18 protein-coding genes and 2 pseudogenes are annotated in these 23,372 nt (G+C 70.8%); 13 read left to right on the forward strand and 7 right to left on the reverse strand.

The genetic code is table 11. The features are described from left to right. The first annotated feature begins 45 nt into the window (after window positions 1–45). The gene (locus tag AB0I77_RS00175; protein ID WP_363279980.1) at window positions 46–894 is read left to right on the forward strand and encodes a serine hydrolase; all 849 of its coding nucleotides are present in this window, start codon (window positions 46–48) and stop codon (window positions 892–894) included. 48 nt (window positions 895–942) lie between these two features. Here AB0I77_RS00175 and AB0I77_RS00180 read toward each other — a convergent pair whose 3' ends face one another. After that, the gene (locus AB0I77_RS00180) at window positions 943–2,301 is read right to left on the reverse strand and encodes a S28 family serine protease (RefSeq protein WP_363279981.1); all 1,359 of its coding nucleotides are present in this window, start codon (window positions 2,299–2,301) and stop codon (window positions 943–945) included. 575 nt (window positions 2,302–2,876) lie between these two features. On the opposite strand from AB0I77_RS00180, the gene AB0I77_RS00185 reads away from it, so the two are divergent. Beyond that, window positions 2,877–4,049: a cutinase family protein gene (locus tag AB0I77_RS00185; protein WP_363279982.1), complete on the forward strand. Its 1,173-nt coding sequence runs from the start codon at window positions 2,877–2,879 to the stop codon at window positions 4,047–4,049. A gap of 63 nt (window positions 4,050–4,112) precedes the next feature. Then, window positions 4,113–4,259 (forward strand): hypothetical protein, encoded by a 147-nt coding sequence (locus tag AB0I77_RS00190; protein ID WP_363280579.1) that lies wholly within the window; start codon window positions 4,113–4,115, stop codon window positions 4,257–4,259. 112 nt (window positions 4,260–4,371) lie between these two features. On the opposite strand, the gene AB0I77_RS00195 is transcribed toward AB0I77_RS00190, so the two are convergent. Then, entirely contained in the window at window positions 4,372–5,532 is a 1,161-nt protein-coding gene (locus AB0I77_RS00195; RefSeq protein ID WP_363279983.1) for an ABC transporter substrate-binding protein, read from the reverse strand. Between the two features lie 249 nt (window positions 5,533–5,781). Between AB0I77_RS00195 and AB0I77_RS00200 the strand changes: the two are divergent. From AB0I77_RS00200 to AB0I77_RS00225, 6 genes and pseudogenes are all read left to right on the forward strand, one after another. Next, window positions 5,782–6,042 (forward strand): annotated as a pseudogene (locus AB0I77_RS00200) (alkene reductase); the annotation flags it as partial. A gap of 11 nt (window positions 6,043–6,053) precedes the next feature. Beyond that, complete coding sequence (locus AB0I77_RS00205) at window positions 6,054–6,533, forward strand: MarR family winged helix-turn-helix transcriptional regulator (protein ID WP_363279984.1); 480 nt, start codon at window positions 6,054–6,056, stop codon at window positions 6,531–6,533. 190 nt (window positions 6,534–6,723) lie between these two features. Then, entirely contained in the window at window positions 6,724–7,758 is a 1,035-nt protein-coding gene (locus tag AB0I77_RS00210) for an esterase-like activity of phytase family protein (protein WP_363279986.1), read from the forward strand. A gap of 111 nt (window positions 7,759–7,869) precedes the next feature. After that, a complete protein-coding gene (locus AB0I77_RS00215; RefSeq protein WP_363279987.1) occupies window positions 7,870–11,613 on the forward strand; it encodes an ABC transporter ATP-binding protein in 3,744 nt (1,247 codons plus the stop codon). Between the two features lie 106 nt (window positions 11,614–11,719). Next, on the forward strand, window positions 11,720–12,112 hold the full coding sequence (locus AB0I77_RS00220; RefSeq protein ID WP_363279988.1) for a hypothetical protein: 393 nt from the start codon (window positions 11,720–11,722) through the stop codon (window positions 12,110–12,112). Window positions 12,113–12,221: 109 nt separating this feature from the next. Then, window positions 12,222–13,655, forward strand: a complete 1,434-nt coding sequence (locus AB0I77_RS00225) for a S28 family serine protease (RefSeq protein WP_363279989.1) — start codon at window positions 12,222–12,224, stop codon at window positions 13,653–13,655. A 37-nt stretch (window positions 13,656–13,692) separates the two neighbouring features. Here AB0I77_RS00225 and AB0I77_RS00230 read toward each other — a convergent pair whose 3' ends face one another. After that, a complete protein-coding gene (locus AB0I77_RS00230; RefSeq protein WP_363279990.1) occupies window positions 13,693–14,343 on the reverse strand; it encodes a hypothetical protein in 651 nt (216 codons plus the stop codon). Between the two features lie 120 nt (window positions 14,344–14,463). After that, window positions 14,464–14,719, reverse strand: a pseudogene (locus tag AB0I77_RS00235) (glycoside hydrolase family 3 C-terminal domain-containing protein); the annotation flags it as partial. 175 nt (window positions 14,720–14,894) lie between these two features. Between AB0I77_RS00235 and AB0I77_RS00240 the strand changes: the two are divergent. Continuing rightward, window positions 14,895–15,533, forward strand: a complete 639-nt coding sequence (locus AB0I77_RS00240) for a GNAT family protein (protein ID WP_363279991.1) — start codon at window positions 14,895–14,897, stop codon at window positions 15,531–15,533. A 284-nt stretch (window positions 15,534–15,817) separates the two neighbouring features. Here AB0I77_RS00240 and AB0I77_RS00245 read toward each other — a convergent pair whose 3' ends face one another. Both AB0I77_RS00245 and AB0I77_RS00250 read right to left on the reverse strand, forming a co-directional pair. Beyond that, on the reverse strand, window positions 15,818–16,618 hold the full coding sequence (locus tag AB0I77_RS00245; protein ID WP_363279992.1) for a sugar phosphate isomerase/epimerase family protein: 801 nt from the start codon (window positions 16,616–16,618) through the stop codon (window positions 15,818–15,820). 73 nt (window positions 16,619–16,691) lie between these two features. Next, window positions 16,692–17,627 carry a bifunctional helix-turn-helix transcriptional regulator/GNAT family N-acetyltransferase gene (locus AB0I77_RS00250; protein ID WP_363279993.1) on the reverse strand — a complete coding sequence of 312 codons (936 nt, stop codon included), beginning with the start codon at window positions 17,625–17,627 and terminating at the stop codon, window positions 16,692–16,694. A gap of 295 nt (window positions 17,628–17,922) precedes the next feature. Here AB0I77_RS00250 and AB0I77_RS00255 point away from each other — a divergent pair, with 295 nt between their 5' ends. The 3 genes from AB0I77_RS00255 to AB0I77_RS00265 are packed head-to-tail and all read left to right on the forward strand — an operon-like array spanning window position 17,923 to window position 22,107. Then, a complete protein-coding gene (locus AB0I77_RS00255; protein ID WP_363279995.1) occupies window positions 17,923–19,686 on the forward strand; it encodes a protein kinase in 1,764 nt (587 codons plus the stop codon). Between the two features lie 4 nt (window positions 19,687–19,690). Next, on the forward strand, window positions 19,691–21,001 hold the full coding sequence (locus AB0I77_RS00260) for a hypothetical protein (protein ID WP_363279996.1): 1,311 nt from the start codon (window positions 19,691–19,693) through the stop codon (window positions 20,999–21,001). Next, window positions 20,998–22,107 carry a hypothetical protein gene (locus AB0I77_RS00265; protein WP_363279997.1) on the forward strand — a complete coding sequence of 370 codons (1,110 nt, stop codon included), beginning with the start codon at window positions 20,998–21,000 and terminating at the stop codon, window positions 22,105–22,107. Before AB0I77_RS00260 ends, AB0I77_RS00265 begins: the two co-directional genes overlap by 4 nt. A gap of 135 nt (window positions 22,108–22,242) precedes the next feature. Here the strand turns inward: AB0I77_RS00265 and AB0I77_RS00270 are convergent, their stop codons facing one another. Then, window positions 22,243–23,289 carry a LacI family DNA-binding transcriptional regulator gene (locus AB0I77_RS00270; protein WP_363279999.1) on the reverse strand — a complete coding sequence of 349 codons (1,047 nt, stop codon included), beginning with the start codon at window positions 23,287–23,289 and terminating at the stop codon, window positions 22,243–22,245. Between the last annotated feature and the right edge of the window lie 83 nt (window positions 23,290–23,372).

The following is a 23,372-nucleotide window of genomic DNA, read 5'->3' on the forward strand; positions in this document are numbered from 1 at the left end:
CCCGCACCTACAACCTTTCCTGTGGATCCGTAAGTCATCACGGGTATGACTCACGGGATATCCATACGCGCGAGAGTGCTCGCCGCAGGCGTCGGCGCCGGCGTCCTCATACCCTGCGTGGCCGCCGCGCCCGCCGCCGCGGCCACGCCGACCGTCAGCTGTACGTCCGCCAAGGCGGGCCTCGCCGCCAAGTTGAAGCAGGACATCACCGCGGCCCTGGCCAACCGCAAGGGCACCGTCGCGGTCGGTGTCTACGACCGCAGCACCAAGACCACCTGCACGCTCCGCGCCTCCTCCGCCTTCGACTCGGCCAGCGTCGTCAAGGTCACCGTCCTCGCCACGCTGCTCTGGGACGCGAAGAAGCACAACCGGTACCTCACCGACCGCGAGGCCTCCCTCGCCAAGGCAATGATCACCAAGTCGGACAACGACGCGACCAGCACGCTCTGGAAGCAGCTCGGCATGACGAAGATCAAGGGCTTCCTCGCGGCGGCGGCCATGACCCAGACCAAGCCGGGTGCCAACGGCTACTGGGGCCTGACCCAGATCACCGTCACCGACGAGCAGAAGCTGCTCAAGCTGGTCACCGCGAAGAACACCGTCCTGAGCGACAACTCCCGTGCGTACATCCAGAAGTTGATGGGTCAGGTCATCTCCTCGCAGCGCTGGGGGACGCCGTACGGAGTGCCGTCGGGCGTCTCCGTGCACGTCAAGAACGGCTGGCTGGAGCGGGCCACCAACGGCTGGCGGGTGCACAGCGTCGGCACCTTCAAGGGCAACGGCCACGACTACATGATCACGGTCCTCACCCATGGCAACAGCACCATGAACTACGGGATCACGACCATCCAGGGCGTCGCCAAGGTCGTACACCGGGATCTGGCGGCGAGCTGACGTCCACGAGCCTCACAAGTCCGGCTGGACCAGAGCCCGCCCGACGGTTCACTCCGTGCTGCGATTCCTGGCGCCCCCGCCCGTGGCCCAATCGCGGAGCGCTGTGACGGCCTCCGCGCGGTCGGCGGGGGACAGGTCCGCGATCGTGACGTGGTGGTTGCCGCCCGGCACCCACAGCACGCGCGCGTCGCGCGGGCCGGGCCGGAAGGGCTCGGCGACGGACGGGTCCTGGGTGCCGTTGACGAAGAGCAGCCGGCCGGCGCGCCGCCGCACCCAGCTGTCGATGTCGGGCATGGCCTCGGTGTCGAAGTGCATCGGGATGTCGCGCGGCACGAAACTGCGGGGTTCGATGGCGTCCGGGTACCGCAGGAGTCCGTCCAGATGGTCGGTGGGTACGTCCACGTAGCCCATCTGTGTGCCGAGTTGATACCAGTAGGGGATGTAGTCCCGAGCCGTGGAGTCGGCGTAGACGGGCAGGGCGGCCGTCTCCTCCAGCCACGCGTACAGCGTGGCGGTGGAGGCGTCCGGGCCGGGGGCGGCGGTGGCGTCCGCGGCGGTGCGGCGCTGCCAGAACATGAACGGCACCCGCAGGACGGCGATCTCCAGTGCCTTGTCGGCGCTGCCGATGATGCGGAAGGTGTCACCGGTGGCGGACGCCCAGGCCTCGTAGCGGGCGACCAGTTCGGTGCGGCGCAGCAGCATCTGTCGCTGTGCCGTCTTCAGGGCGTCGCGCGCGGCGGCGGTGCCCACGTGCTCCAGGAACCGCACGTAGGCGGAGTCCTCGCGGTCGTCGACGTTGTTCGGGGCGGAGTAGGCGACGGTGCCGTCCACGTCGTGGGGGTGGAAGCGGCGGTGGTACACGCTGGCCATGCCGCCCTTGCTGCCGCCGGTGGAGATCCACGTGCTGGGGTACAGCCGGCGGAAGAGGCAGACCACGCGGTGGTGGTCATCGGCGGCCTGGCGGATCGTCAGGTGGGTGAGGTCGGGGGCCGCCGGACGCGAGGTGCCGAAGAAGCGGTGTTCGACGCCGAGCTGGTTACCGTTCAGCAGGACGGCCGGTTCGGTCCGCCGCGGTATGAGCGGCACTTCGTATCCGGTGCTGAACAGCACGGTGGGCCGGTCGGCGGCGGTATGGAGCAGGGTCAGGCGCTGCTCGAAGGTCCCGGCCCCGGGGTCGGTGTGGTCGACCGGTTGGCGCAGGCCGAGCACGAAGAAGCGGTATCCGGGCTCGGCGCCCGGCCGTTCCTCGATCACCCGCAGGCCCGGAAGCGCCCGAAGGGCGTCCACCACGTCATCGGCTCCTGCGCGGGTCCGGTCCGCGGCCCGCGCAGGTACGGCGGCCAGGCCCGTCGACGCGGCCGCCGATGCGGCAGAGGTGAGCAGACGTCGTCTCGTGAGGGTGCGCATATGAGTCCTTCCCCGTGTTGCCGACTGCCTCAGTACATCGGCCGGCGGCACCGGGGAGATCCCGCGCGCGGGGGAACCCTCTCCCCCAGCCGGGGGATGGGTGCCAAGGGGCATGTTCGATTCCCCTTGTGTTGATTCCGGCGCACAATTCACGCGGGGTGCACGTCGTACGGATTTCGCGTACGCCCTGCGCGTATGCATGTCGCCGATCTGGACGGCATTTGATGGGTTCTTGGAGGTCGATCGCCGAGTTCGCGTCGAGTTGTGAAAGGCGTCGGCGGAGATGACGGAACGACCCGCGCAGGCAGTCATCCCGGAGGCCATGGAGCGGGTGGCACATTCAAGGATTCGGTCATGGCCGGAAATGGAAGCTCGGGCATTGTCATGGGCGAATCGGCCGCGCTGCACTGTGAGTCCATCGATACGGCTGGGTCCGGTGAGGCCCGCGGCTCGAAATGCAGGGGGAGCGGATGATGACCGCGAAAACAATCAGAGTGGGCGGCGGAGTGGTCAGCGGAGGCAGATGGCGGCGCTTGGTGCTCACGCCGGTCGCCCTGGCCGCAACTGTCCTGGCCGTGAATCTTGGTACCGCGACCTCGGCGCACGCGGCGTATCCGGGGCCCAACCCACCGCAGGCGCCGGCCGATTGCGCCAAGCCGTGGGTGATCCTGTCGGCGTACGGAACCTCGGAATTCACGGACGACGGCCGCCCCTACGGCAGCGTAGGCGTCAATGACACCTACATCCGGGCACTCAAGGAGGCGCTGTCCGGTGCCGGCGTCAATGACGGCGACATCACCGTACGCAACCTCTACTACCCGGCGTCCGCGGTGGACTTGCCGGACTGGTTCCCCGGCGACTTCGGACCCGACGACTACTGGACCTCGATGGACAAAGGCCGTGCCAAACTCATCGAAGAGATCAACTTCTACGCCTCCTGCCCGAACCGCCCGACGCTGATCCTGCTCGGTTACTCACAGGGCGCGCAGGTCATCAAGAACGCCATCGCCGATGACGCGATCCAGGGCAACCAGCGCAACGCCGACGAGATCGGCGCCATCGTCAACGTCGGCGACGCCTCCCGCAGCAACGGGCAGATCGGCATGGGCCAGGACGGCCAGATGCTGACCATCAACCCCGACTACTCGGACGGCAATGCCGACGTCCTGCGCGGCGGCCTGATGCAACGCCTCAACGTGCCAGGGCCGTTCGCGGGATTCCTCGGAGACGGCCGCTACTTCGACGTGTGCCGCACGGACGACGCCGTCTGCAACGAGCAGGAGGTTCCCGGCTCCGAGGCATGGGAGGCCCGCTGGGTGCAGGACTTCGGCAACAGTGCGATCGGCGACAACGCCCCCCACGTCATGTACCGGGACAACGGGCTCTCCCAGAGCCCCGCCGACAAGGCCAAGGCCTACGGCGTGGCCTCCCGTACCGCCGAGCGGGCGGTCACCGCGGCGGTCGAGCAGCGCAACGTGGTGCACCCTCCGCCTCCGCAGGACGTACCGCAGCAGGTCTGGGCCACCAACGTCAACGTCCGTGCCACTGCGTCGACTTCCTCGGACATCGTGGCCACGATCCCAGAACCCACCACCGTGTACGTGAACTGCCAGAAGCGAGCGGAGCCGGTCACCTACGGTCCGTACACCAACGACGCCTGGTCGTACCTGCCCCAACAGGGCGGATGGATCAGCAACGTCTTCCTGGTCGGGCCGGCCTGGTTGCCCGGGGTACCTGAGTGCGGCTGAGGCCTCGATGCCGTCGAGGGCGGTGCGAGGCACAACCCAGCCTGTCGGCTCTGCTGAGCTCCGGTGCTGTTCATCCGGCACCCGCTGCCCGGTGAGCGGGTCGCGGCCGGGGTGACCGACGGTGAGGAGGATGCCCGGTTTCTCGACGCCCTCCGGATCGCCTACGTGGCCTGCGATCCGGCGGGCCGTCGGCGGCAGGCTCACGCGTGATGGGCGGGTGAGGGCATCCCCACCCGCCGAGGGGCGGATGGGGATGCCGAAGACGCCGTGATGCGACGGCCCGGAGGCCGTCGGGCCCGACCGGTACGGGGCCTTTCGGGGGTCAGGCGCCCGGGTGCAGGCCGGGCCAGCCGGGTGTCGGGTCGCCCTTGACCTCGCCGAAGTAGAGGGCGAAGGTCTGCTTCAGCCGCTCGACCTGGGCCCGGTCCTCCATGAAGCGGGGGTACCCGTCCAGGTTGGCGTTCGGGTACTCCCAGATCGGCTTCAGGCCGGAGGGCGGCGCGATGTCCGTGCGCACCGACCAGCTGTTGGAGTTCTGACGCTCGGTGGACAGCTGCCAGTTGAGGTAGAGCTTGGCCGCCGTGGGGTTGGCGGCCTGCTTCAGGATCGCGAGCCGCTGTCCCCATGCCATGAACGGGTGCCCGTCGGGCATCATCCAGCGGTTCGGGCTGGTGGCGAGCGGGTTGCCACCCGTGCCGACGCCGATGATCTTCTCCTTGTCGGTGACCGCGGTGCCGGGGGAGAAGGAGCCGCGGGCGAACTGCGGTTGCTGGGCGGCGAAGTCGGCCATCCAGTCCCAGCCGTAGGTCTCGGCGTAGAGGGCGAAGAGGTAGAGCACCGCGTCGTCGTCGTGCGGGTAGGAGGAGGCGATGGCGCCCTTCCAGCGCGGGTCGACCAGGTCCAGCGGCGTCTGCGGCGCGTCGGCCCCAGCCGCCGCCACGTCGTACAGGTAGCTGAAGGCGATGACCATGCCGGCCACCCAGGCACCGTCCGAGTCCCTGAACCTCTTGTGGAGCTTGCTGAAGCCGGCGGGCTTGTAGTGCAGCAGCCGTCCCTGGCGCTTCCAGCGGGTGAAGTCGTGCAGCGTCTGCAACTGCACCAGGTCGGGCACCAGGGTGTCGGTCGCGAACTGGTTGTCCACGCGGACGTCGTGGTACTTGCTGTAGTCCACGATGAGGTTGAGGTCGATCTCCGGGAACCGCGCGCGGAAGGCGGTCCGGGCGCCGGCGCCGCTGCCCGAGTTGGCGAGGTCGCCGCCCGCGTAGATCACGAGCTTGCCGCCTTCGGCGATGGCGGCCTGGTACAGCTCGTCGAGGGTCCTGGTCTCCTCGGCGCCGGCGCCGAGGCCCTGCGCGGCTGCGGCCGGGGCGGCCGTGGCAGGGGCGGCCGTGGCGGGGGACGCGGTGGCGCCGAGTGCGCCGAGGCCGAGCGCGGCGCCCGCTCCGGTGGCCAGGAGACGCCGGCGACTGGGAAGGCTGGTCACTTGGGTAACCCTTTCTGCGTGGGGGGAGGGATGCTCCCGGCATACGGGCGGCGGACCGCCTCGGCCGGGACGGTGGAAGCGGAAACGGCGAAGGCGGCTCTCTCGTACGGCGTGCTCATCAGAGCTCTTAGCTGTGCGGTCGCGAATGGGGCCCGCTGGACGCGAGGCTGTCATCTGACAAGACAGTATCTGACGAGTCAGGTTTTCTGGTCGGGTACGCAGGGTGTGATGTGAGTCGCAGGGGGCCACGACGACGCTCTGCTGGGCACCCTGCGCGCGCTGTGGCCGACCACGCTGATCCTCAACCGGGGCGGCACCGACCTGCCCGCCCGCGCCAAGGACATCGACCAGGGCACGGCCGACCTCGTCTCCGTCGGCGCCCTCGCGCTGGCCAACCCGGACCTGGTCGAGCGGCTACGCTCGGACGCGCCGCTGAACACCCCCGACCCGGCGACCTTCTACGGCGGCGGAGTGGCCGGCTACACCGACTACCCCACCTACACCGTCTGAGGAAACCGAGCATGGCTGCGCCCACACCCCGCGTCCCCGCTACGGCCGGCGAGGGGCCGATGAGTTACGCGATCTACCAGCTCGCCCGCGCTCACCGTGCCCGCGCCGCCGCGATGCTCCGCGAGATGGACCTGCATCCCGGACAGGAACTGCTGCTGATGCACCTCCTGGACCGGGACGGCCAGACCCAGTCCGAGCTGCTCGAAAGCGTCGACGTGGACCACTCCACCATCTCCAAGGCACTACGCCGCATGCAGGACGCCGGCCTGCTCGTCCGCGAGCCGGCCGAACACGACCGGCGCGTCATGGTGGTCCACCTCACCGACAAGGGCCGTGCCATGCGTGAGCCCATCGCAGCCATGTGGCGGGCCCTGGAGGAGACCTCCACGCAGAACCTGTCGGCGCAGCAGGCGGAGTCCTTCGTCCGCACCGCCTACGCCATCGCCGACGCGATCAACAGCCGCGCCCTGCCGCAGGAAGAGTCCGAGTAACTCCCCTCGCCTTGCACCCCGGTTCCGGCCTGGACTGCGCATCGTTTCCGGTGCTCCGCGGAACTCGTCCGGGGGTGGATCTGGGGCGCGGGTCACCGCCGCATCCCAGCCCCCCCAGCCCCCCCCCAAGCCCCCGGAATTCACAACCCAGACGCTCCCCCTCAACCGCCCGCGTCCTACCGTGACCCCCATGCGCCTGAGAACCGTACTCGCCACCACCTCCGCGGCCCTGGCGGCAGCCACCTGCCTGACCGTCGCCGCGCCCGCCAACGCCGGGGAGAACCACAACGCCGGGGAGAACCACGCCTGCTCCCCCTCCGTCTCCATCGACCGCTTCTCCGACGCGCTCGACAAGACGACGTACGACGGCACCTTCGTCGGCAACTTCTCCGCCCTCGCGGTGGACCAGGACGGCTCCCTCGCCGCCCTCTCCGACCGGTCGTCGCTGTTCGATCTGGACCCGAGGACACTCGCGCCGAAGTCCGTCGTCCCGCTCGCCGACGAGAACGGCGCCGCCCTCGACTCCGAGGGCCTGGTCATCGACCGGGACGGCACCCGGCTGATCACCTCGGAGACCGAGCCGTCGATCCGCCGTTACAGCCGAGACGGCCGCATCCTCGACCGCCTCCCCGTCCCGCCCTCCCTCCAGGTCGCCCCCGCCGGCCGCGCCGTCTCCAACGGCACCTTCGAGGGCCTGACCATGCTCCCCGGCGGGCACACCCTCCTCGCCTCGATGGAGTACGCGCTCTCCGGCGACAGCGCGGGCATCGTCCGCTTCCAGACCTGGGAGCGCAGCCGCAAGGGCTTCGAGCTCGGCGCCCAGTACGCCTACCGCACCGACACCGGCCTCGGCGTCCCCGAGGTCCAGGCCCTCCCCGACGGCCGCCTCCTCGTCCTGGAGCGCGGCTTCACCTCGGGCGTCGGCAACACGGTCCGCCTCTACCTGGCCGACCCGCGCCGCGCGACGGACACGAGCGGTATCGACACGCTCACCGGCCAGAACGGCGTACGGCTGATCAAGAAGACCCTCCTCGCCGACATCGCCGACTGCCCGACCCTGGGCGCCACGGCGAAGCAGCCCCAGCCGAACCCGCTGCTCGACAACATCGAGGGCATGACGATCACGGGCGCGAGCAAGGGTGCCCTGAAGGTGCTCCTGGTCAGCGACGACAACCAGAACGCCGTACAGACGACCCGGTTCTACTACCTGCGAGTACGCATCTGACCTCTCCCCTCACGTTCTGTTGCGGAGGGATGAAATCCGCTTCCATCCGCGTTGGTGTCTTCCGGTAGATCAGGTCGATCGGGACGATCAGGACGAACGGAAGGCACCCGCGTGGCAGCGCAACAGGGGGAGACGCAGGGCTGGGCGCGCAGACTGGCCGGTTACGCATGGCGTCACCCCAAGGACGTCGTCCTCGCCCTCGGCTCCTCCCTCGTCGGCATGGCCGTCATGGCGCTGGTCCCGCTCGTCACCAAAGTGATCATCGACGACGTGATCGGCGACCACAGCCGGGGCATGGCCCCCTGGGCCGGTGCCCTGATCGGCGCGGCCCTCCTCGTCTACGTCGCCACCTACATCCGCCGCTACTACGGTGGCCGCCTCGCCCTCGACGTCCAGCACGACCTGCGCATCGAGATGTTCGGGACGATCACCCGCCTCGACGGCCGCCGTCAGGACGAGCTGTCCACCGGGCAGGTCGTCGGCCGCGCCACCAGTGACCTCCAGCTGATCCAGAGCCTGCTCTTCATGCTCCCGATGACGATCGGGAACATCGTCCTCTTCCTGATCTCCCTGGGGATCATGGCGTCCCTGTCGCTGCCGCTCACGCTGGTCGCCCTGGCCGTCGCCCCCGCCATCTGGTGGATCGCGAAGCGCTCCCGCACCAAGCTGCACCCCTCCACCTGGTACGCCCAGGCCCAGGCCGCCGCCGTCGCGGGCGTGGTCGACGGCGCTGTCAGCGGCGTACGCGTGGTGAAGGGCTTCGGGCAGGAGGACCAGGAGACCGGGAAGCTGCGGGAGGTCGGGCGCCGGCTCTTCGCGGGGCGCATGCGCACCATCCGCTTCAATTCCCGGTACACCCCGGCCCTCCAGGCCGTCCCCGCCCTCGGCCAGGTCGCGATGCTCGCGGTCGGCGGCTGGCTCGCCGTGCGCGGGCACATCACGCTCGGTACGTTCGTCGCCTTCTCCACCTACCTCGCCCAGCTCGTCGGCCCGGTCCGCATGCTCGCCATGGTGCTCACGGTCGCCCAGCAGGCGCGGGCCGGCACCGAGCGCGTGCTGGAGCTGATCGACACCGAGCCGTCGATGACCGACGGCACGAAGGAGCTTCCCGCCGACGCGCCCGCGAGCGTCGAGTTCGACGACGTCTCCTTCGGCTACGAGGCCGCCCCCGGCAAAACCAGCCCGGTGCTGCAAGGACTCTCCTTCGAGATCCGCCCCGGCGAGACCCTCGCCGTCGTCGGCACCTCCGGCTCCGGCAAGTCGACCGTCTCCCTGCTCCTGCCGCGCTTCTACGACGTGACGCGCGGCGCCGTCCTCATCGGCGGCCACGACGTCCGCGAGCTCACCCTGGACTCGCTGCGGGCCGCGATCGGCCTGGTCCCCGAGGACTCCTTCCTCTTCTCGGACACGGTCCGCAACAACATCGCGTACGGCCGCCCGGACGCGACCCAGGAGGAGATCGAGACGGCCGCCCGCGCCGCCCAGGCGGACCGTTTCATCACAGAGCTCCCCGACGGCTACGACACCACGGTCGGCGAGCACGGCCTCACCCTCTCCGGCGGCCAGCGCCAGCGCGTCGCCCTCGCCCGCGCGATCCTCACCGACCCGCGCCTGCTGGTCCTGGACGACGCCACCTCCGCCGTGGACGCCCGCGTCGAGCACGAGATCCACGAGGCCCTGACCCAGGTCATGGAGGGCCGCACGACCCTCCTCATCGCCCACCGCCGCTCCACCCTGGGCCTCGCCGACCGCATCGCCGTCCTCGACGGCGGCCGGCTCGCCGACCTCGGCACCCACGAGGAACTCCAGCAGCGGTCCGCCCTCTACCGCCGCCTGCTCACCGACCCGGAGGAGCTCGGCGGCGTCTCACCCGGCCACACCCGGCCCGCGGAACCGGCTCAGGACACCTCGGTACGGGACGAGCTGGACGCCGAGTTCGACGCCGAGAGCGGCATCACGCCCAGGCTCTGGACGGGTGAGCGTGAGCGCCGGGACCTCGCGATGGACGGCAGCCCGGCCACCCCCGAACTCCTCGCCCAGGTCGACGCGCTGCCCCCGGCGACCGACACCCCGCGGATCGACGAGGCACACGCGGTCACGCCCGAGGAGTCGTACGGCCTGCGCAGGCTGCTGCGCGGCTTCGGCCTGCCCCTCCTGGTCAGCCTCGGCCTCGTCGCCGTGGACGCCGGGACGAGCCTCCTGCTCCCGGTCATGATCCGGCACGGCATCGACCAGGGCGTCACGCAGGTGGCGCTGGGCGCCGTCTGGGCCGCCTCCCTCCTCGCCCTGCTCGCCGTGAGCGTCCAGTGGGCCGCGCAGGTCGGCGAGACCCGGATGACCGGACGCACCGGCGAACGCGTCCTGTACTCCCTCCGCCTGAAGATCTTCGCCCAGCTCCAGCGGCTCGGACTCGACTACTACGAGCGGGAGTTGACGGGCCGGATCATGACGCGCATGACGACCGACGTCGACGCGCTCTCGACCTTCCTCCAGACCGGCCTGGTCACCGCGTTCGTCTCGGTCGTCACCTTCTTCGGCATCATGGTCGCCCTGCTGGTGATCGACGTACAGCTCGCCCTCGTCGTCTTCGCCACTCTGCCCCCGCTGATCATCGCGACGTTCTTCTTCCGCCGGGCGAGCGTGAAGGCGTACGAACTGGCCCGTGAACGGGTGTCGTTGGTCAACGCGGATCTTCAGGAGTCCGTCTCCGGGCTGCGGATCGTGCAGGCCTTCGGGCGCGAGCGGGACGGCGGGGCGCGGTTCGCCGAGCGCAGCGACAGCTACCGCCGGGCGCGCGTCCGGGGCCAGTGGCTGATCTCGATCTACTTCCCCTTCGTACAGTTCCTGTCATCGGTGGCCGCCGCCGCCGTACTGATCGCGGGCGCGGGACGGATCGACGCCGCGACGCTCACGACGGGCGCCCTGGTCGCGTACCTGCTCTACATCGACCTGTTCTTCGCCCCCGTCCAGCAGCTCTCCCAGGTCTTCGACGGCTACCAGCAGGCGAGCGTCTCCCTCGGCCGCATCCAGGAGCTGCTCCAGGAACCGACGTCGACCAAGAACGCCGTCGAGCCGCTCGAAGTCCTCTCCCTGCGGGGCGAGATCGCCTTCGAGGACGTCCACTTCAAATACGGCGATGACGAGGAAGCCCTCGTCGGCATCGACCTGCGCATCCCCGCCGGACAGACGGTCGCCTTCGTCGGCGAGACCGGCGCCGGCAAGTCGACCCTGGTCAAGCTGGTGGCCCGCTTCTACGATCCGACGGGCGGCCGGGTCACCGTCGACGGCACGGACCTGCGCTCCCTCGACCTGACCTCCTACCGCCACCGCCTCGGGGTCGTCCCGCAGGAGGCGTACCTCTTCCAGGGCACCGTCCGCGACGCCATCGCCTACGGCCGGCCGGACGCCACCGACGCCGAGGTCGAGGCGGCGGCCCGCGCGGTCGGCGCGCACGAGATGATCGCCACCCTGGAGGGCGGCTACCTCCACGAGGTCGCCGAACGCGGCCGCAACCTCTCCGCCGGCCAGCGCCAGCTGATCGCGCTGGCCCGCGCCGAACTCGTCGACCCGGACGTCCTGCTCCTCGACGAGGCGACGGCCGCCCTGGACCTGGCCACGGAGGCCCAGGTCAACCAGGCCACGGACCGTATCGCGGGCCGCCGTACGACCCTCGTGGTCGCCCACCGCCTGACCACCGCGGCCCGCGCGGACCGGGTCGTCCTCATGGCCGACGGGCGGGTCGCCGAGGACGGCACGCACGAGGAGCTGCTGGCCCGGGGCGGGCGGTATACGCAGTTGTGGCGGTCGTTCGTGGGCGCGGCGGAGCCGGAGGAGCCCGTCGGCGCGTCGCAGTAAGCATCCGGGCCATACTTCTTCCCGTTGACGGTCGCGCAACCATCCGACACATGTCGGGCGTCCGTACACCCGTACGCTCATAAGTCGCGTTACGGGAGGGACGACTGTGGACAGGGGACCTGCGATACGCCGACACCTGGCCCTCGGAATGGCCGTGCTGACCGCGTCCGGTCTGCTCGCGTTCGCCACGCCGGGCCAGGCGGAGGCCGCTGCCACGTCCTGCGCCGGCCGCAAGGTCAAGACGCTCTCGTTCTCCACCGGTTCCGTGCAGGTCTACAAGAAGCGTGGCTGGGTCTGCGCGATCACCCGGGCCAAGAATCCCGGCACGAAGCGGTACATGATGGTCAGCGTGCAGGCGCGCGGCTTCCACCCGGCCGTGGACGAGGGCCTGTACTCGCGCTACGCCGGGCCGGAGGAAACGCACGCCGGCCGGCGCTGTGTGCGGGTGAAGGGCGCGGTGGGCGCGGGCTCGGTCAGTTCCGGCTGGATCCTCTGCTGACCCACACGGTTTCTACAGGGTTTTCCCTAAAAGGCTCCATCTCCCCTGGTGCTGAGGCGACTTGCTCCACTAGCTTCCGGCGGACATCTGTACTCACAGGGGAGGGTGCATGCGCAAGGCGCTCAGATGGCTGCTGGCGCTCACGGTGCTCATCGGCACGTTGAGCACGGCGGGAGCGGCGGGGGCGGCCACCGCCGCCGAGCCGGAGGCCACGGACATCAAGGACCAGCTCCTCGCCATACCGGGGATGAGCCTGATCGAGGAGAAGCCGTACACCGGTTACCGCTTCTTCGTCCTGAACTACACCCAGCCGGTGGACCACCGGAACCCGTCCAAGGGCACGTTCCAGCAGCGGATCACCGTGCTGCACAAGGACGTCTCCCGCCCGACGGTCTTCTACACCGGCGGCTACAACGTCTCCACGAACCCGGGCCGCCGCGAGCCCACCCAGATCGTGGACGGCAACCAGGTCTCCATGGAGTACCGCTTCTTCACCCCGTCCCGGCCCGACCCGGCCGACTGGACCAAGCTGGACATCTGGCAGGCCGCCAGCGACCAGCACCGCATCTTCAAGGCACTCAAGCCCCTCTACAACAAGAAGTGGGTCTCCACCGGCGGCTCCAAGGGCGGCATGACCGCCACCTACTACGAGCGCTTCTACCCGCGCGACATGGACGGCGTCGTCGCCTACGTCGCCCCCAACGACGTCGTCAACAAGGAGGACTCGGCCTACGACCGCTTCTTCGCCACCGTCGGCACCAAGGAGTGCCGCGACCGGCTGAACGGGGTGCAGCGCGAGGCGCTGGTGCGCCGGGAGCCGCTGGAGAAGAGGTACGAGGCGTACGCGGCCGAGAACGGCTACACCTTCGACACCGTCGGCAGCCTGGACAAGGCGTACGAGGCGACGGTGCTGGACTACGTCTGGGGCTTCTGGCAGTACAGCCTGCTCTCCGACTGCGACTCGATCCCGGCGGACGCGAAGAACGCGACCGACGACGACATCTGGACCTCGATCGACACCATCGCCGGGTTCTCCTTCTACACCGACCAGGGCCTGGAGCCGTACACGCCGTACTACTACCAGGCGGGCACACAGCTCGGTGCGCCGACGATCGGGTTCCCGCACATCGAGAAGAAGTACATCCGCTACGGCTACCTGCCGCCCCGGTACTTCGTCCCGCGCGACATCTCGATGACGTTCCAGCCGTACGCGATGCGTGACGTGGACAGCTGGGTGAAGCACAACGCCCGCCACATGCTCTACGTCTACGGCGAGAACGACCCGTGGGGCGCCGAGCCCTTCCACCTCGGCAAGGGCGCGAAGGACTCGTACGTCTTCACCGCCCCCGGCCTCAACCACGGCGCGAACGTGGCCGGTCTGGTGCCCGACCAGAAGGCCTTCGCCACGGCTCGCATCCAGGAGTGGGCGGGCGTGGCGTCCGCGTCCGTCCAGGCGGACCCGTCGACGGCCAGGCCGCTGGCCAAGTTCGACGCGAAGCTGGACCAGCGGAACGTGGAGCGCGAGATGACTCTGCGGCCGTAACTCTCCAGTTGCGCCCGGCCGTTGGTCCCCTCAGGGGTCACACCGGCCGGGCGCAGCCCACCGGCTGCTCGCCGCCGAGCTGGACGTACAGGGCCGTCGACAGGGGGCACTTCGCCCGGCTGGCGACGGCCTTCACCACCTTGTACTGCGGTTTCTTCTCGCCCTTGCCGTCGCACGCCGTCTCGCGCACCTGGCGGTCGGCCAGGCCGTCGCCCAGGCCGTAGACGCAGTCGCCGACGATCGTGCGCGGACCGCCCCCGCCGCCCGGGTCGCCCGGGTGCGGCGGCTCCAGGTTGCGCATGCAGGAGTAGCCCTGCGGGATCGCCCCGTCGCCGTCCTCGTCGGACGCCTCGCTCTGTTCGCTGATGTGGAGCACGAAGTCCGTGGTCGCCGGGCACGGCGGCCCGTCGTCCACCGTGCCGTCATGCCGCGCCACGACCCGCGCCGACGCCCGCTCACTGGTGCACGCGACCTCGGTGAAGCTGGTCGTGCCGAAGGAGCTGCACTCGTCGACCGCGAGGAACACCGAGCCGTACCCGGTGGTCCGCGACGGCGACGGCGTCGCCTCCCCGCCGAGCAGGCCGTCCTCCGCGCCGTCCCGCGAACCAGGGCCCTGGCATCCCGTCAACATGGCGGCGAGCAGCGCCAGCAGGGCGCAGACCACCCCCACGGAACATCTCTCGCGCATCGCCATCCCCCCGGTCCCCCACCCAGCGTGACCCGCCACGGCGGGCACACGCCAGGCATGTGGGGTGCTTTGCGCCTTTTGGTGGTGGTGCGCCGGTTGTGCGGCGTATGACGGCTACGTCTAATACGGCAGCCCGTGACCGACCGGATACAGCACCCGCCCCGGATCGCCCGCCCGCCGCACCGGCACCGACAGCCTCCCGCGCGGCTCCACCTGCCCGGCGATCACCCGCGCCGCCGCCCGCAGTTCGAACGTCGGTCCACGAGTTCGCCGCCAAGTAGGCCGGAACAGTGGGAAGTTGGGCTACGTCGTACGGATTGCGAATCGCGACGGCCACCACCGGCTTCCCGGTCGCCACCAGCTGCTCGACCAGCGTCAGCGGCCATGGAGGGGCCGCCATCGGCGCAGTTGGAGGGGGCGCGCCGATGGCGGCATGCTGCCGGCCGCAGTACGGCGGAGAGGGTGTGCGGGTATGTCGTTCGACTATTCGCTTGATGTTCGATCGACTATTTCGTTCGACGACGTCGGATGCGTGCGGAAGACTCCGGCGGGTGACTTTCACCTTGGAGGGGCCGGTCCTGGAAGGTGCGCTCGTGCGTCTGGAGCCGCTGGAGCATCGGCACGCGGCCGATCTGGCGGTGGCGGCGGAGGAGGACCGGGGGACCTACGAGTTCACGTGGGTGCCGAGAGCCGATGAGGTGGGCGCGTACATCGACGCCCAGTCGGCCCGCGCGGCGACGGGACGCCTGGCACCGTACGCGCAGATCTCGACGGCCACGGGCCGGGCGGTCGGCGCCACCTCGTACTGGGAACCGCGCTGCTGGCGGACGGACGACCAACTCGACGCTGTCGAGATCGGGTTCACCTGGCTGGCCACATCGGCCCAGGGCACGGGCGTCAACGCGGAAGCCAAGCTCCTCCTCTTCCGGCACGCCTTCGAGAAGTGGGGTGTCTCCCGCGTGGACCTCAAGACGGACGCCCGCAACGAGCGCTCCCGCGCGGCGATCCAGAGCGTCGGCGCCCGCTTCGAGGGCGTCCTGAGGAACTGGTCGCGCTCCTGGGCACCGGGCGAGGACGGCCGGCTGCGCGACTCGGCGATCTATTCGGTCACGGCGGAGGAGTGGCCGGAGTGCAGGGAGCGGTTGGAGGGGCGGGTGGCGGGGTTTTTGGGGCGGGGGCGGGGGCGGTAGGCGGGGCTGGGTAGCCGCCGAGGGTACGTCTCGCCCGAGGTGCGGTCGCGGCTGGGGCGGCTGGGGCGGCCGGGGCGGGCAGAGTGGCCGGGGCGACCGGGGCGGGCAGAGTGGCCGGGGCGACCGGGGCGGGCAGAGCTGCCGGGGCGACCGGGGCGGGCAGAGCTGCCGGGGCGGCCGGGGCGGGCACAGTGGCCGGGGCCGACCGGGGCGACCAGGCGAGGCGATCAGGGCGACCAGGGCCCACCAGGCCGGGCACCCCGGGCCGAACTACCGCGCGACGATCACGCCGAGTCGTTGAGCAGGCGGGACAGGTGGTTGTGGCCCGCGCCCAGCAGGTCGGGAAGCGGTGCGGCAGCCTCGTACCACCGCTTCTCGTACTCCCAGCACAGCCAGCCGTCCCAGCCGTGCCGGGAGAGGACCTCCACGCACTCGGCGAGGGGCAGGACGCCGGCGCCGAGGGGGAGCGGGGTCGTGTCGTCGGCGGAGGCGATGTCCTTGACCTGGACGTATCCGAGATACGGCGAGAGGGCCGCGTACGTCTCCGAGGGCTGTTCGCCGCCCAGCCAGGTGTGCATGACGTCCCAGAGCGAGCCGACCTGGCGGTGGCCGACCAGACCGAGGACACGGATCGCGTCGGCGCCGGTGCGGTGCGAGTCGTGGGTTTCGAGGAGGATGCGTACGCCGAGGTCGGCGGCGTACTCGGCGGCCGTGCCGAGGCGCCGGGCGGCCGTCGCGTCGGCTTCCTTCCGGCTCTGGTCGGTGCCGCCGCCCGGGAAGACCCGGATGTAGGGGGCGCCGAGGTCGCGGGCGAGGTCGAGGAGACGGCGGACCTCCTCGATCACGGGCGCGTCGTCGCCCGGCGCGGCCACGCGCGCGTACCCGGCGAGGCCCAGCACCTCCACTCCCGCCGCCTTGAACTCGGCCGCCGCCTCGGTCCGCCCGGCGAGGTCGAGGCCGGGATGGACCGGCTCCTCCGGGTGGGCGCGCAGTTCGACGCCGTGATAGCCGTACGTGGTCGCGAGCCGCAGCACCTCCGGGAGGGGGAGGCCAGGGACACCGAGGGTGGAGAACGCCAGTTTCATGGTCTCTACTGTCACCCGCCGGTGTGCGTGGGTCCAGACGGGGGTCGCCCGTGTCGTGGGGGAGGCGGGGCTGTCACTCGCCGGTGCCCTGCAGATCCAGGCGCCAGTCCTGGCCGACCAGGTCCTTTCCGAAGGAGCGGTGCGGTTTCTCGGCGAGCAGGACGAAGCCGTGGCGCTGGTAGATGCGGCGGGCGGAGCCGAGGACGTCGTTGGTCCACAGCACCAGGTCGCGGTAGCCGACACCGCGGGCGAAGTCGACGACGGCCGTGACGAGCCGGTCGCCGATGCCGAGGCCGCGGGCGTCGGGCTCGACCAGCAGCAGCCGTAGCCGCGCGGTCGCGGGCGCCTCGTCCCGTACACACATCACGCACCCCACCGGCCGCCCGTCCAGCTCGGCGATCCACACCCGCTCCAGATGCGGATCATGATCCTCCGCGAAGTCGGCGACGATCCTCGCCACCAGGCCCTCGTAGTCGGCGTTGAAGCCGTACTCGGCGGCATACAGGGCGGCGTTGCGCTGCACGATCCAGCCGAGGTCCCCGGGGCCGGGTTCGCGCAGGACGACGTCCTCGCGGCCATGGGGAGGACGGCCGTCGGAGAGGATCGCGCGGACGGTGTGCATCGCGTCGGCCAGGCGGGGCCGGTCGGGCGGCGGAACGGTGGCGAGCAGCGCGCCGACGGATTCGTCCGCGCGCTCGGCGAGCAGAGCGGCGGTCTCGCGCCCGCGCGCGGTGAGCGTGATCCGGCGCCGGCGGGGATCACTCCGGGACGGCGTGCGCTCGACGAGCCCGTCCTGCTCGAACTTGTTCAGGATCCGGCTCAGATACCCGGCGTCCAGGGACAGTTCGGTCCGCAGGTCGACGGCGTCCGTGCGCGAGGAGTGCGCCAGTTCGTACAGGACGCGGGACTCGGTGAGGGTGTACGGGGCGTAGAGGTGGCGGCTGTAGTCGAGGGCGCCGATGACGTTCGTGTAGAAGCGGTTGAAGGCGCGGATGTCCTGGACGGTCATGGTCGTCGACCCCCGGTGTGCGGCTCGGTGATGTTCGACTCGGCGGTGGTGGCTGACTCGGCCGTGATGGTTGACTGAGTCAGAGATATCGCTGGGTCGAGCGTAGGCCGCGGGGGCGCCGCGCGTCCATGCCTGTGCGGCGCCGGGTGCGCATCGTGGAGGGCGTCCCGCTGCTCGGTGGCCACCGGTCGACGTCTGGCTCCGTCACTGATCAGCTGCGCAGCGTGGCCGACGACCGCTACTCTCGGAGCGCCCGGGCCGCGGCGGGCCCGCGCGCCGGGTGAGGGGGAGAGCGATGGCGCCTGAGAACCAGGAAGTGCTCCAAGACCGGTACTGGCTGGAGGACTCCTGGGAGGAGTACGGGGACTCGGTCTACTGGCAGGCCTTCGACTCGGTCACCCGGTCCGAGGTCTTCATCCAGCAACTGCGCCCGCGTTCCCTGCCGTTACGTGCCCATCGGAAGGCGGGCCAGGCCGCGACGGGCAAGAAGGCGGTGGGCGTTCCCGGGGACCTGGTCCGGCAGGTAGAACGGCTGGAGTCCCCCCGTAGTCCCCATGTGCTGCCCGTCCACGCCGCGTTCGAACAGCAGGGTTCGCTGTGGGTGGTGATGGATCCGGTCCAGCCGTTCTCGCTGCATCAGCTGCTGGAGGAGCAGGGCCGACTGGAGCGTGGGGACGCTGCCTACCTCGGGGTGGAATTGGCGCAGGCCCTGGAGGAGTTGCACGCCGCCGGGATCGCTCACGGTCAGGTCGACCCGCACAACGTGTTCTTCCGCGCCGACCGTTCGCTGGCCGTGGCGGGGTACGGGCTGGTGCCCGGGCCGGGCGAGGACCGGGGGCCGTGGGTGCGGCCCTGGCAGCCGGACTCCCGCTACACCGCGCCCGAGCTGTCCCCCGGCAGGGCCAAGACCCCGCCGGTACCCACCCCTTCCGGGGACCTGTGGGCGATGGGCATGATCCTTCACCGGATCCTGGCAGGCACTGGACTGCTGTACGGTCCGCTGCGCCGCTTCCGCGCGGTCCGGAAGGTGCACGACGCGCGGCCGCCGCGGATCCGCGGGGAGCACGAGCTGAACCTGCTGCTGGAGATGCTGCTCTCCCGGCATCCGGCCGCCCGTGCCTCGGTGGCCCCGGCACTGCTCTCGCTGCGCCGGATCACCGGGAACCACGAACCGATGGCGGGCGGGCACTGGGCCGTGCCCAACCGGCCGCCCCGAGCACTCTGGGACCGGATCCAGACGGCCCTGATCCAGTTGTTCACCACGGTGACCAGTCGGGTGGTGACGGCGTTCCTGACCGGTGTACTGGTCGCATACTTCGGCCTGCACCTGGTCAACCGGTCCTCCGGTCCCGATGCCGGGTCCGCGGTTCTCTCCTCGCTGGTATTCGGGCTGGCCTCCGGTTCGGTCCTGGTAGTGGTCAAAGTCGCCTGGCACTGCCTGGCGCTGCTGCCACAGGGCTGGCGCCGCCGGGGAGTTCCGGAATCACGGCCTTCCACCAGGCCGGTGGTCCGCTCCGGCGGCGCCCATTCCGGGGCGGTCAACGGCTCCGGGGACGCCTCCGCCGTCGGCCGGGCGGCCACCGTCTCCGGGGTCGTCAGCTCCTCGGGCTCGCCTGATCCGCCCGGCGCTCCTTCCTCCGAGGTCCCGCTCCCGCTGCCGCCGGGAGCGCCCGCGTGCACCCCCCGCCTTGTCCTGCGTGACGGGCCCGCCCGGGTGGGTCGGCCCATGCTGCTCGAATTTGCCCTCGACGTGCCCGACGGGCACCCGTGGTTCCGGGACGCCGGGGACGACCGGGCGCCGGCCGAGCTGATGCTGGTGGCCTCCGCGCGGTCGGCCGAGGCCACCGTGACGCCCCCGTGCACCGGCTATCGTGTCCAGGATCCAGCGTCCGGCCCCACCGCGTTCACCTTCACCGCCCACGCGCCCGGACGTCACCGGCTTCGCCTCACCGTCTACGACCGGGTGCACGGAGTCGTGCTCCAGGAACTGAGCGCCACCCTGGTCACCGCGGAGCCCGCTCTCCTCGGCTCCGCACCGCAGCGAGGACCGGAGGTCTGAACCCTTGGACCACGAGATCGACCTGGTCGCCGACCAGGATCCAAGCCGCGGCTACCGGCTGCTGCCGGCAGCTCCCGTGTGCGCTCCCCGGGAACTGACGGTGACGCTGCGCAACCCCGCCAGGGACATTGTCATGATCTCCATGTGGAGCGAAACGGGGCTCCTGCCGCAGCCCCGGGCGAGCTCCCACTCGGCTCGGCTGAGTATCGGCGCCGACCGGATCGCCTCGCTCTCGGCCCGGCTCATATCCCTGTGGCAGAAGTTCGTCCAGTTCGAGCCGGTGTCCGGGACAAACCGCCCACGTGAGCAGGAGCCGCCGTACATCCGGTACGCCGACCTCAGCGGACGCCCGCGGTCCGAACTGCTGGCGCAGGTGAGCGAACTGGCCCGCGAGGGTGCGTACATGCTGGGGGAGCTGCTCGTGGGGGAGGAGGGCGAGCTGGCCCGCTTCCGCGGCCACCTGCTGAGCGTCCTCGAGCATGAGGACCTGCGGATCCGGTTCGACTCCGATCTCGGCGTGCCCTGGCCCATGCTGGCCGTCGGGTACGAGTCCCTGCTGGACGGCGGTCGGCTGACCGGTGACCCGTTCCGGCTGTTCCTCGGCCACCGGCACCAGGTTGAGGCGACCTCGGGGGCGTACTCCGACTACTGGTGGGTGTCCGACCGCGTCCGCGCCGTCGGCAGCGCGAATCTGGACTCGGACCTGAAGAGCGTCCCGCTCGCTACGGATGTACTCCAACTCCTCGGCAGTCAAGTACAACTGACTGAGCGTCACTTCCGTGACGAACTGTTGCCGGACCTGTCCAGGCCGGTCCTCGACGAGGACCTCATGTACTTCTTCTGCCATGGCTCGTACGAGGAGCAGGGCGGCCGTACCTGGCACGCGCTGCGGCTGAGCGACGAACTGCCCATCGACGCGGAACTCGTGGACGGCTACCGGAAGCCGCACAGCGAAGCGACGAGCCGGCGGGGCACGGTGTCCCTGTTCCATCCGCTGGTGGTACTCAACACCTGTTTCGCCGGGGCCCCGGCGACCACCGGTTTCACCGACCTGTCCGCCGCCTTCGTCAAGCACGGTGCGCTGGGTGTGCTGGCCCCGCAGATCGCCATGCCCCGGGTGTTCGGCGCCGAGTTCGCCCTCCGGTTCCTCACCCGCTATCTCGACGACGGGCTGACCGCCGGCCTCGCCCTGCTGGAGACCGTGCGCTGGTTCGCCGCCACCTACCGCAACCCGCTGGCACTGGCCTACGGCCTGGTCTGCGGACTGGACAGCCGCATCGCCCCCGCACAGCAGGAAGGAACGACCGGCTCATGACCCTGCCCCCGAGATTCCGCCCGTCCGCCCGCCGCCGGGCAGCCGTCCCGCGGCCCAGCGGCTTCGTCACCGTCGACCTGGACACCGACGGTTGGCTGCTGCACGGCGAGACCGGGGAACCGGTCCGTGCCGACCGCCTGAAGCGCCATCTGGCCGACTGGCTGAATCCGCCGACGTGGGCCACCGACATCCTGGTGTACGTGCACGGCTGGCAAACCGGCCCGGCCGCCGCGGTGCGCAGCGCCCAGCGCCTGCTGGCCCTGATGGAACGCCAGCGGACGGCTCGCGCGGCCCTCTACCCGAGGCTGCGGGAGGGGTTCGCGCCGTGGACGGTGGTGGTGCGCTGGCAGTCCTCCTCGCTGCTCACCAAGGGCGGGTACGAGCGGATCCGGGAACGGGCGCACGCGATGAGCACCGGGGAGGACGGCTACGCCCCGCACGTCCTGGGTCATCTGCTGGGTTATCTGCACGCCGAGCGCGGTGACCCGGCGGAGGGCACGCTGCGTACTCGGGGCGGGCAGTACCTGCACCTGATCGGACACTCCTTCGGCGGACGGTTCCTGTGCGAGGCGGTGACCTGGGCCGCGGAGGCGGAGGCCGGGCGGGGCGGAACGCTGGGATGGAGCACCGCCACCCACCCCTCGTTGCCGTTCACGGTGGACTCGCTGACGGTGTTCCAGATGGCAGCGCCGCGGACCGCCTTTGACACGGACTTCCACCGGCTGCGGCCGGGACCGCTGGGCCACGAGTCGCCAGTGGGCGGGCCACTGGTGTTCACCCACTCCCGGTACGACCGGGCCACCGGCTTCTGGCATCTGCTGGGGGAGAAGGTCTCCGGCATCGGCCGCTCGGGGATGCGGCTGTCGGCCACTCCCCCGGGCGGGCTCGCCCCCAACGACGTCTGGTCGACCCGGCTCCTGCGGGCCGACACCCCGTACCCGCTCCGGTCGTTGGACCACACCTTCGTGAACGTCGACGCCAGCTGGCGGTACCGCAGCAGTCGGCTCAATCCGGTGGGCGCGCACTCCGACTTCTATCACCCGGAGTCGGCGCACCTGCTGCTCAGCCTGGTGGAACACTCACGTCCGGACCCGCCGAGAAAGTAAGCAATGGGCAGGATTCGCCCAACCGAGACGGGCGGCAGGGTGGGCAAGGGCCCGGGGGCCCGGGGGCCTGGGGGCCTGGGGGCGGAGCCCCCAGCACACCACCAACACCGGCCCACCACGCCGGCACCGGCCCACTCAACCCCGCGGCCCCCCGGAGGACCCCCGCACCATCAACTCCCCCCGCACCGTGGCGATCCCCCCGGGAGGCGGCTCCTCCCGCCCCATCGCGATGCGCCCGGCCCGCGCCCCCGCCTCGGCCAACGGCAACCTCACCGTCGTAAGAGAAGGCACCGTGTCGACACTGAACGGAAGATCGTCGAACCCGGCGACCGACAGATCCTCCGGGATCCGCAGCCCGGAGTCCCGCAGCGCCGCGCACGCCCCCAGTGCGACGGAGTCGTTCGCCGCGACCACGGTCGTCAACGACGGGTCCCGGCGCAGGAGTTCGAGCGTGGCCTCGTATCCCGAGCGCCGGTCGTAGCGGCCGTGGACCGTCCAGCGGGGGTCCTCCACGATGCCGTGCGCCTTCAGCGCCTCCCGGTGGCCTTCCAGCCGGTGCCGGGTCGTCGTACGTTCCTCGGGTCCCGCGATGTACCCCAGCCGCCGGTGCCCCAGCTCGATCAGGTGCTCGGTCAGCTCCCGTCCGCCCCCGCGGTTGTCGAAGGTCAGTGCGATCGCCTGGGTGTCCGGCGCGGGCGGCCGCCCGCACAGCACCACCCGCGTCCCCGCCTCCGCCAGCCTCCGCAGCTTCGCCGCCATCGCCGCCGCGTGCGGTACGTCCTCCACGGCCCCGCCGGTCAGTACGACCGCCGCCGCCCGCTGCCGCTGCAACAGTGTGAGGTAGGTCAGCTCGCGCTCCGGGGAGCCCCCGGTGTTGCACACCACCGCGAGTCTCTCCCCTCCTGCCCGCCCGCCCGGCCCTCCGATCTCCGACTGGATCGCGCCCGCCATGATCCCGAAGAACGGGTCGGCGATGTCGTTCACCAGGATCCCGACCAGGTCGGACGTGGCCGCGGCCAGTGCGCTCGCCGGGCCGTTCAGGACGTAGTCCAGCTCGTCCACCGCCCGCAGTACCCGCTCGCGGGTGGAAGCTGCCACGGGATAGTTCCCGTTCAGCACGCGCGACACCGTCGCGGGCGAGACCTGCGCGCGGGCCGCCACGTCCGCCAGGGTCACCGTCATCTCGTCGTCCTCCGGTCGCGCATCTCAGTCGCGTAGTCGCGCATCTCAGTCGTACGTCGTCGTACACACACGGGCCCAGGGGC

The organism is Streptomyces sp. NPDC050619, assembly GCF_040654815.1.
Classification (GTDB): Bacteria; Actinomycetota; Actinomycetes; order Streptomycetales; family Streptomycetaceae; genus Streptomyces.

What these genes read in the sequence shown, in the direction of transcription:
- AB0I77_RS00265 (WP_363279997.1), top strand. Translation starts at nt 20,998, where the DNA reads ATGACCCTGCCCCCGAGATTCCGCCCGTCCGCCCGCCGCCGGGCAGCC.
- AB0I77_RS00210 (WP_363279986.1), top strand. Translation starts at nt 6,724, where the DNA reads ATGCGCCTGAGAACCGTACTCGCCACCACCTCCGCGGCCCTGGCGGCA.
- AB0I77_RS00205 (WP_363279984.1), top strand. Translation starts at nt 6,054, where the DNA reads ATGGCTGCGCCCACACCCCGCGTCCCCGCTACGGCCGGCGAGGGGCCG.
- AB0I77_RS00175 (WP_363279980.1), top strand. Translation starts at nt 46, where the DNA reads ATGACTCACGGGATATCCATACGCGCGAGAGTGCTCGCCGCAGGCGTC.
- AB0I77_RS00250 (WP_363279993.1), bottom strand. Translation starts at nt 17,627, where the DNA reads ATGACCGTCCAGGACATCCGCGCCTTCAACCGCTTCTACACGAACGTC.
- AB0I77_RS00230 (WP_363279990.1), bottom strand. Translation starts at nt 14,343, where the DNA reads ATGCGCGAGAGATGTTCCGTGGGGGTGGTCTGCGCCCTGCTGGCGCTG.
- AB0I77_RS00270 (WP_363279999.1), bottom strand. Translation starts at nt 23,289, where the DNA reads ATGACGGTGACCCTGGCGGACGTGGCGGCCCGCGCGCAGGTCTCGCCC.
- AB0I77_RS00180 (WP_363279981.1), bottom strand. Translation starts at nt 2,301, where the DNA reads ATGCGCACCCTCACGAGACGACGTCTGCTCACCTCTGCCGCATCGGCG.
- AB0I77_RS00225 (WP_363279989.1), top strand. Translation starts at nt 12,222, where the DNA reads ATGCGCAAGGCGCTCAGATGGCTGCTGGCGCTCACGGTGCTCATCGGC.
- AB0I77_RS00255 (WP_363279995.1), top strand. Translation starts at nt 17,923, where the DNA reads ATGGCGCCTGAGAACCAGGAAGTGCTCCAAGACCGGTACTGGCTGGAG.
- AB0I77_RS00245 (WP_363279992.1), bottom strand. Translation starts at nt 16,618, where the DNA reads ATGAAACTGGCGTTCTCCACCCTCGGTGTCCCTGGCCTCCCCCTCCCG.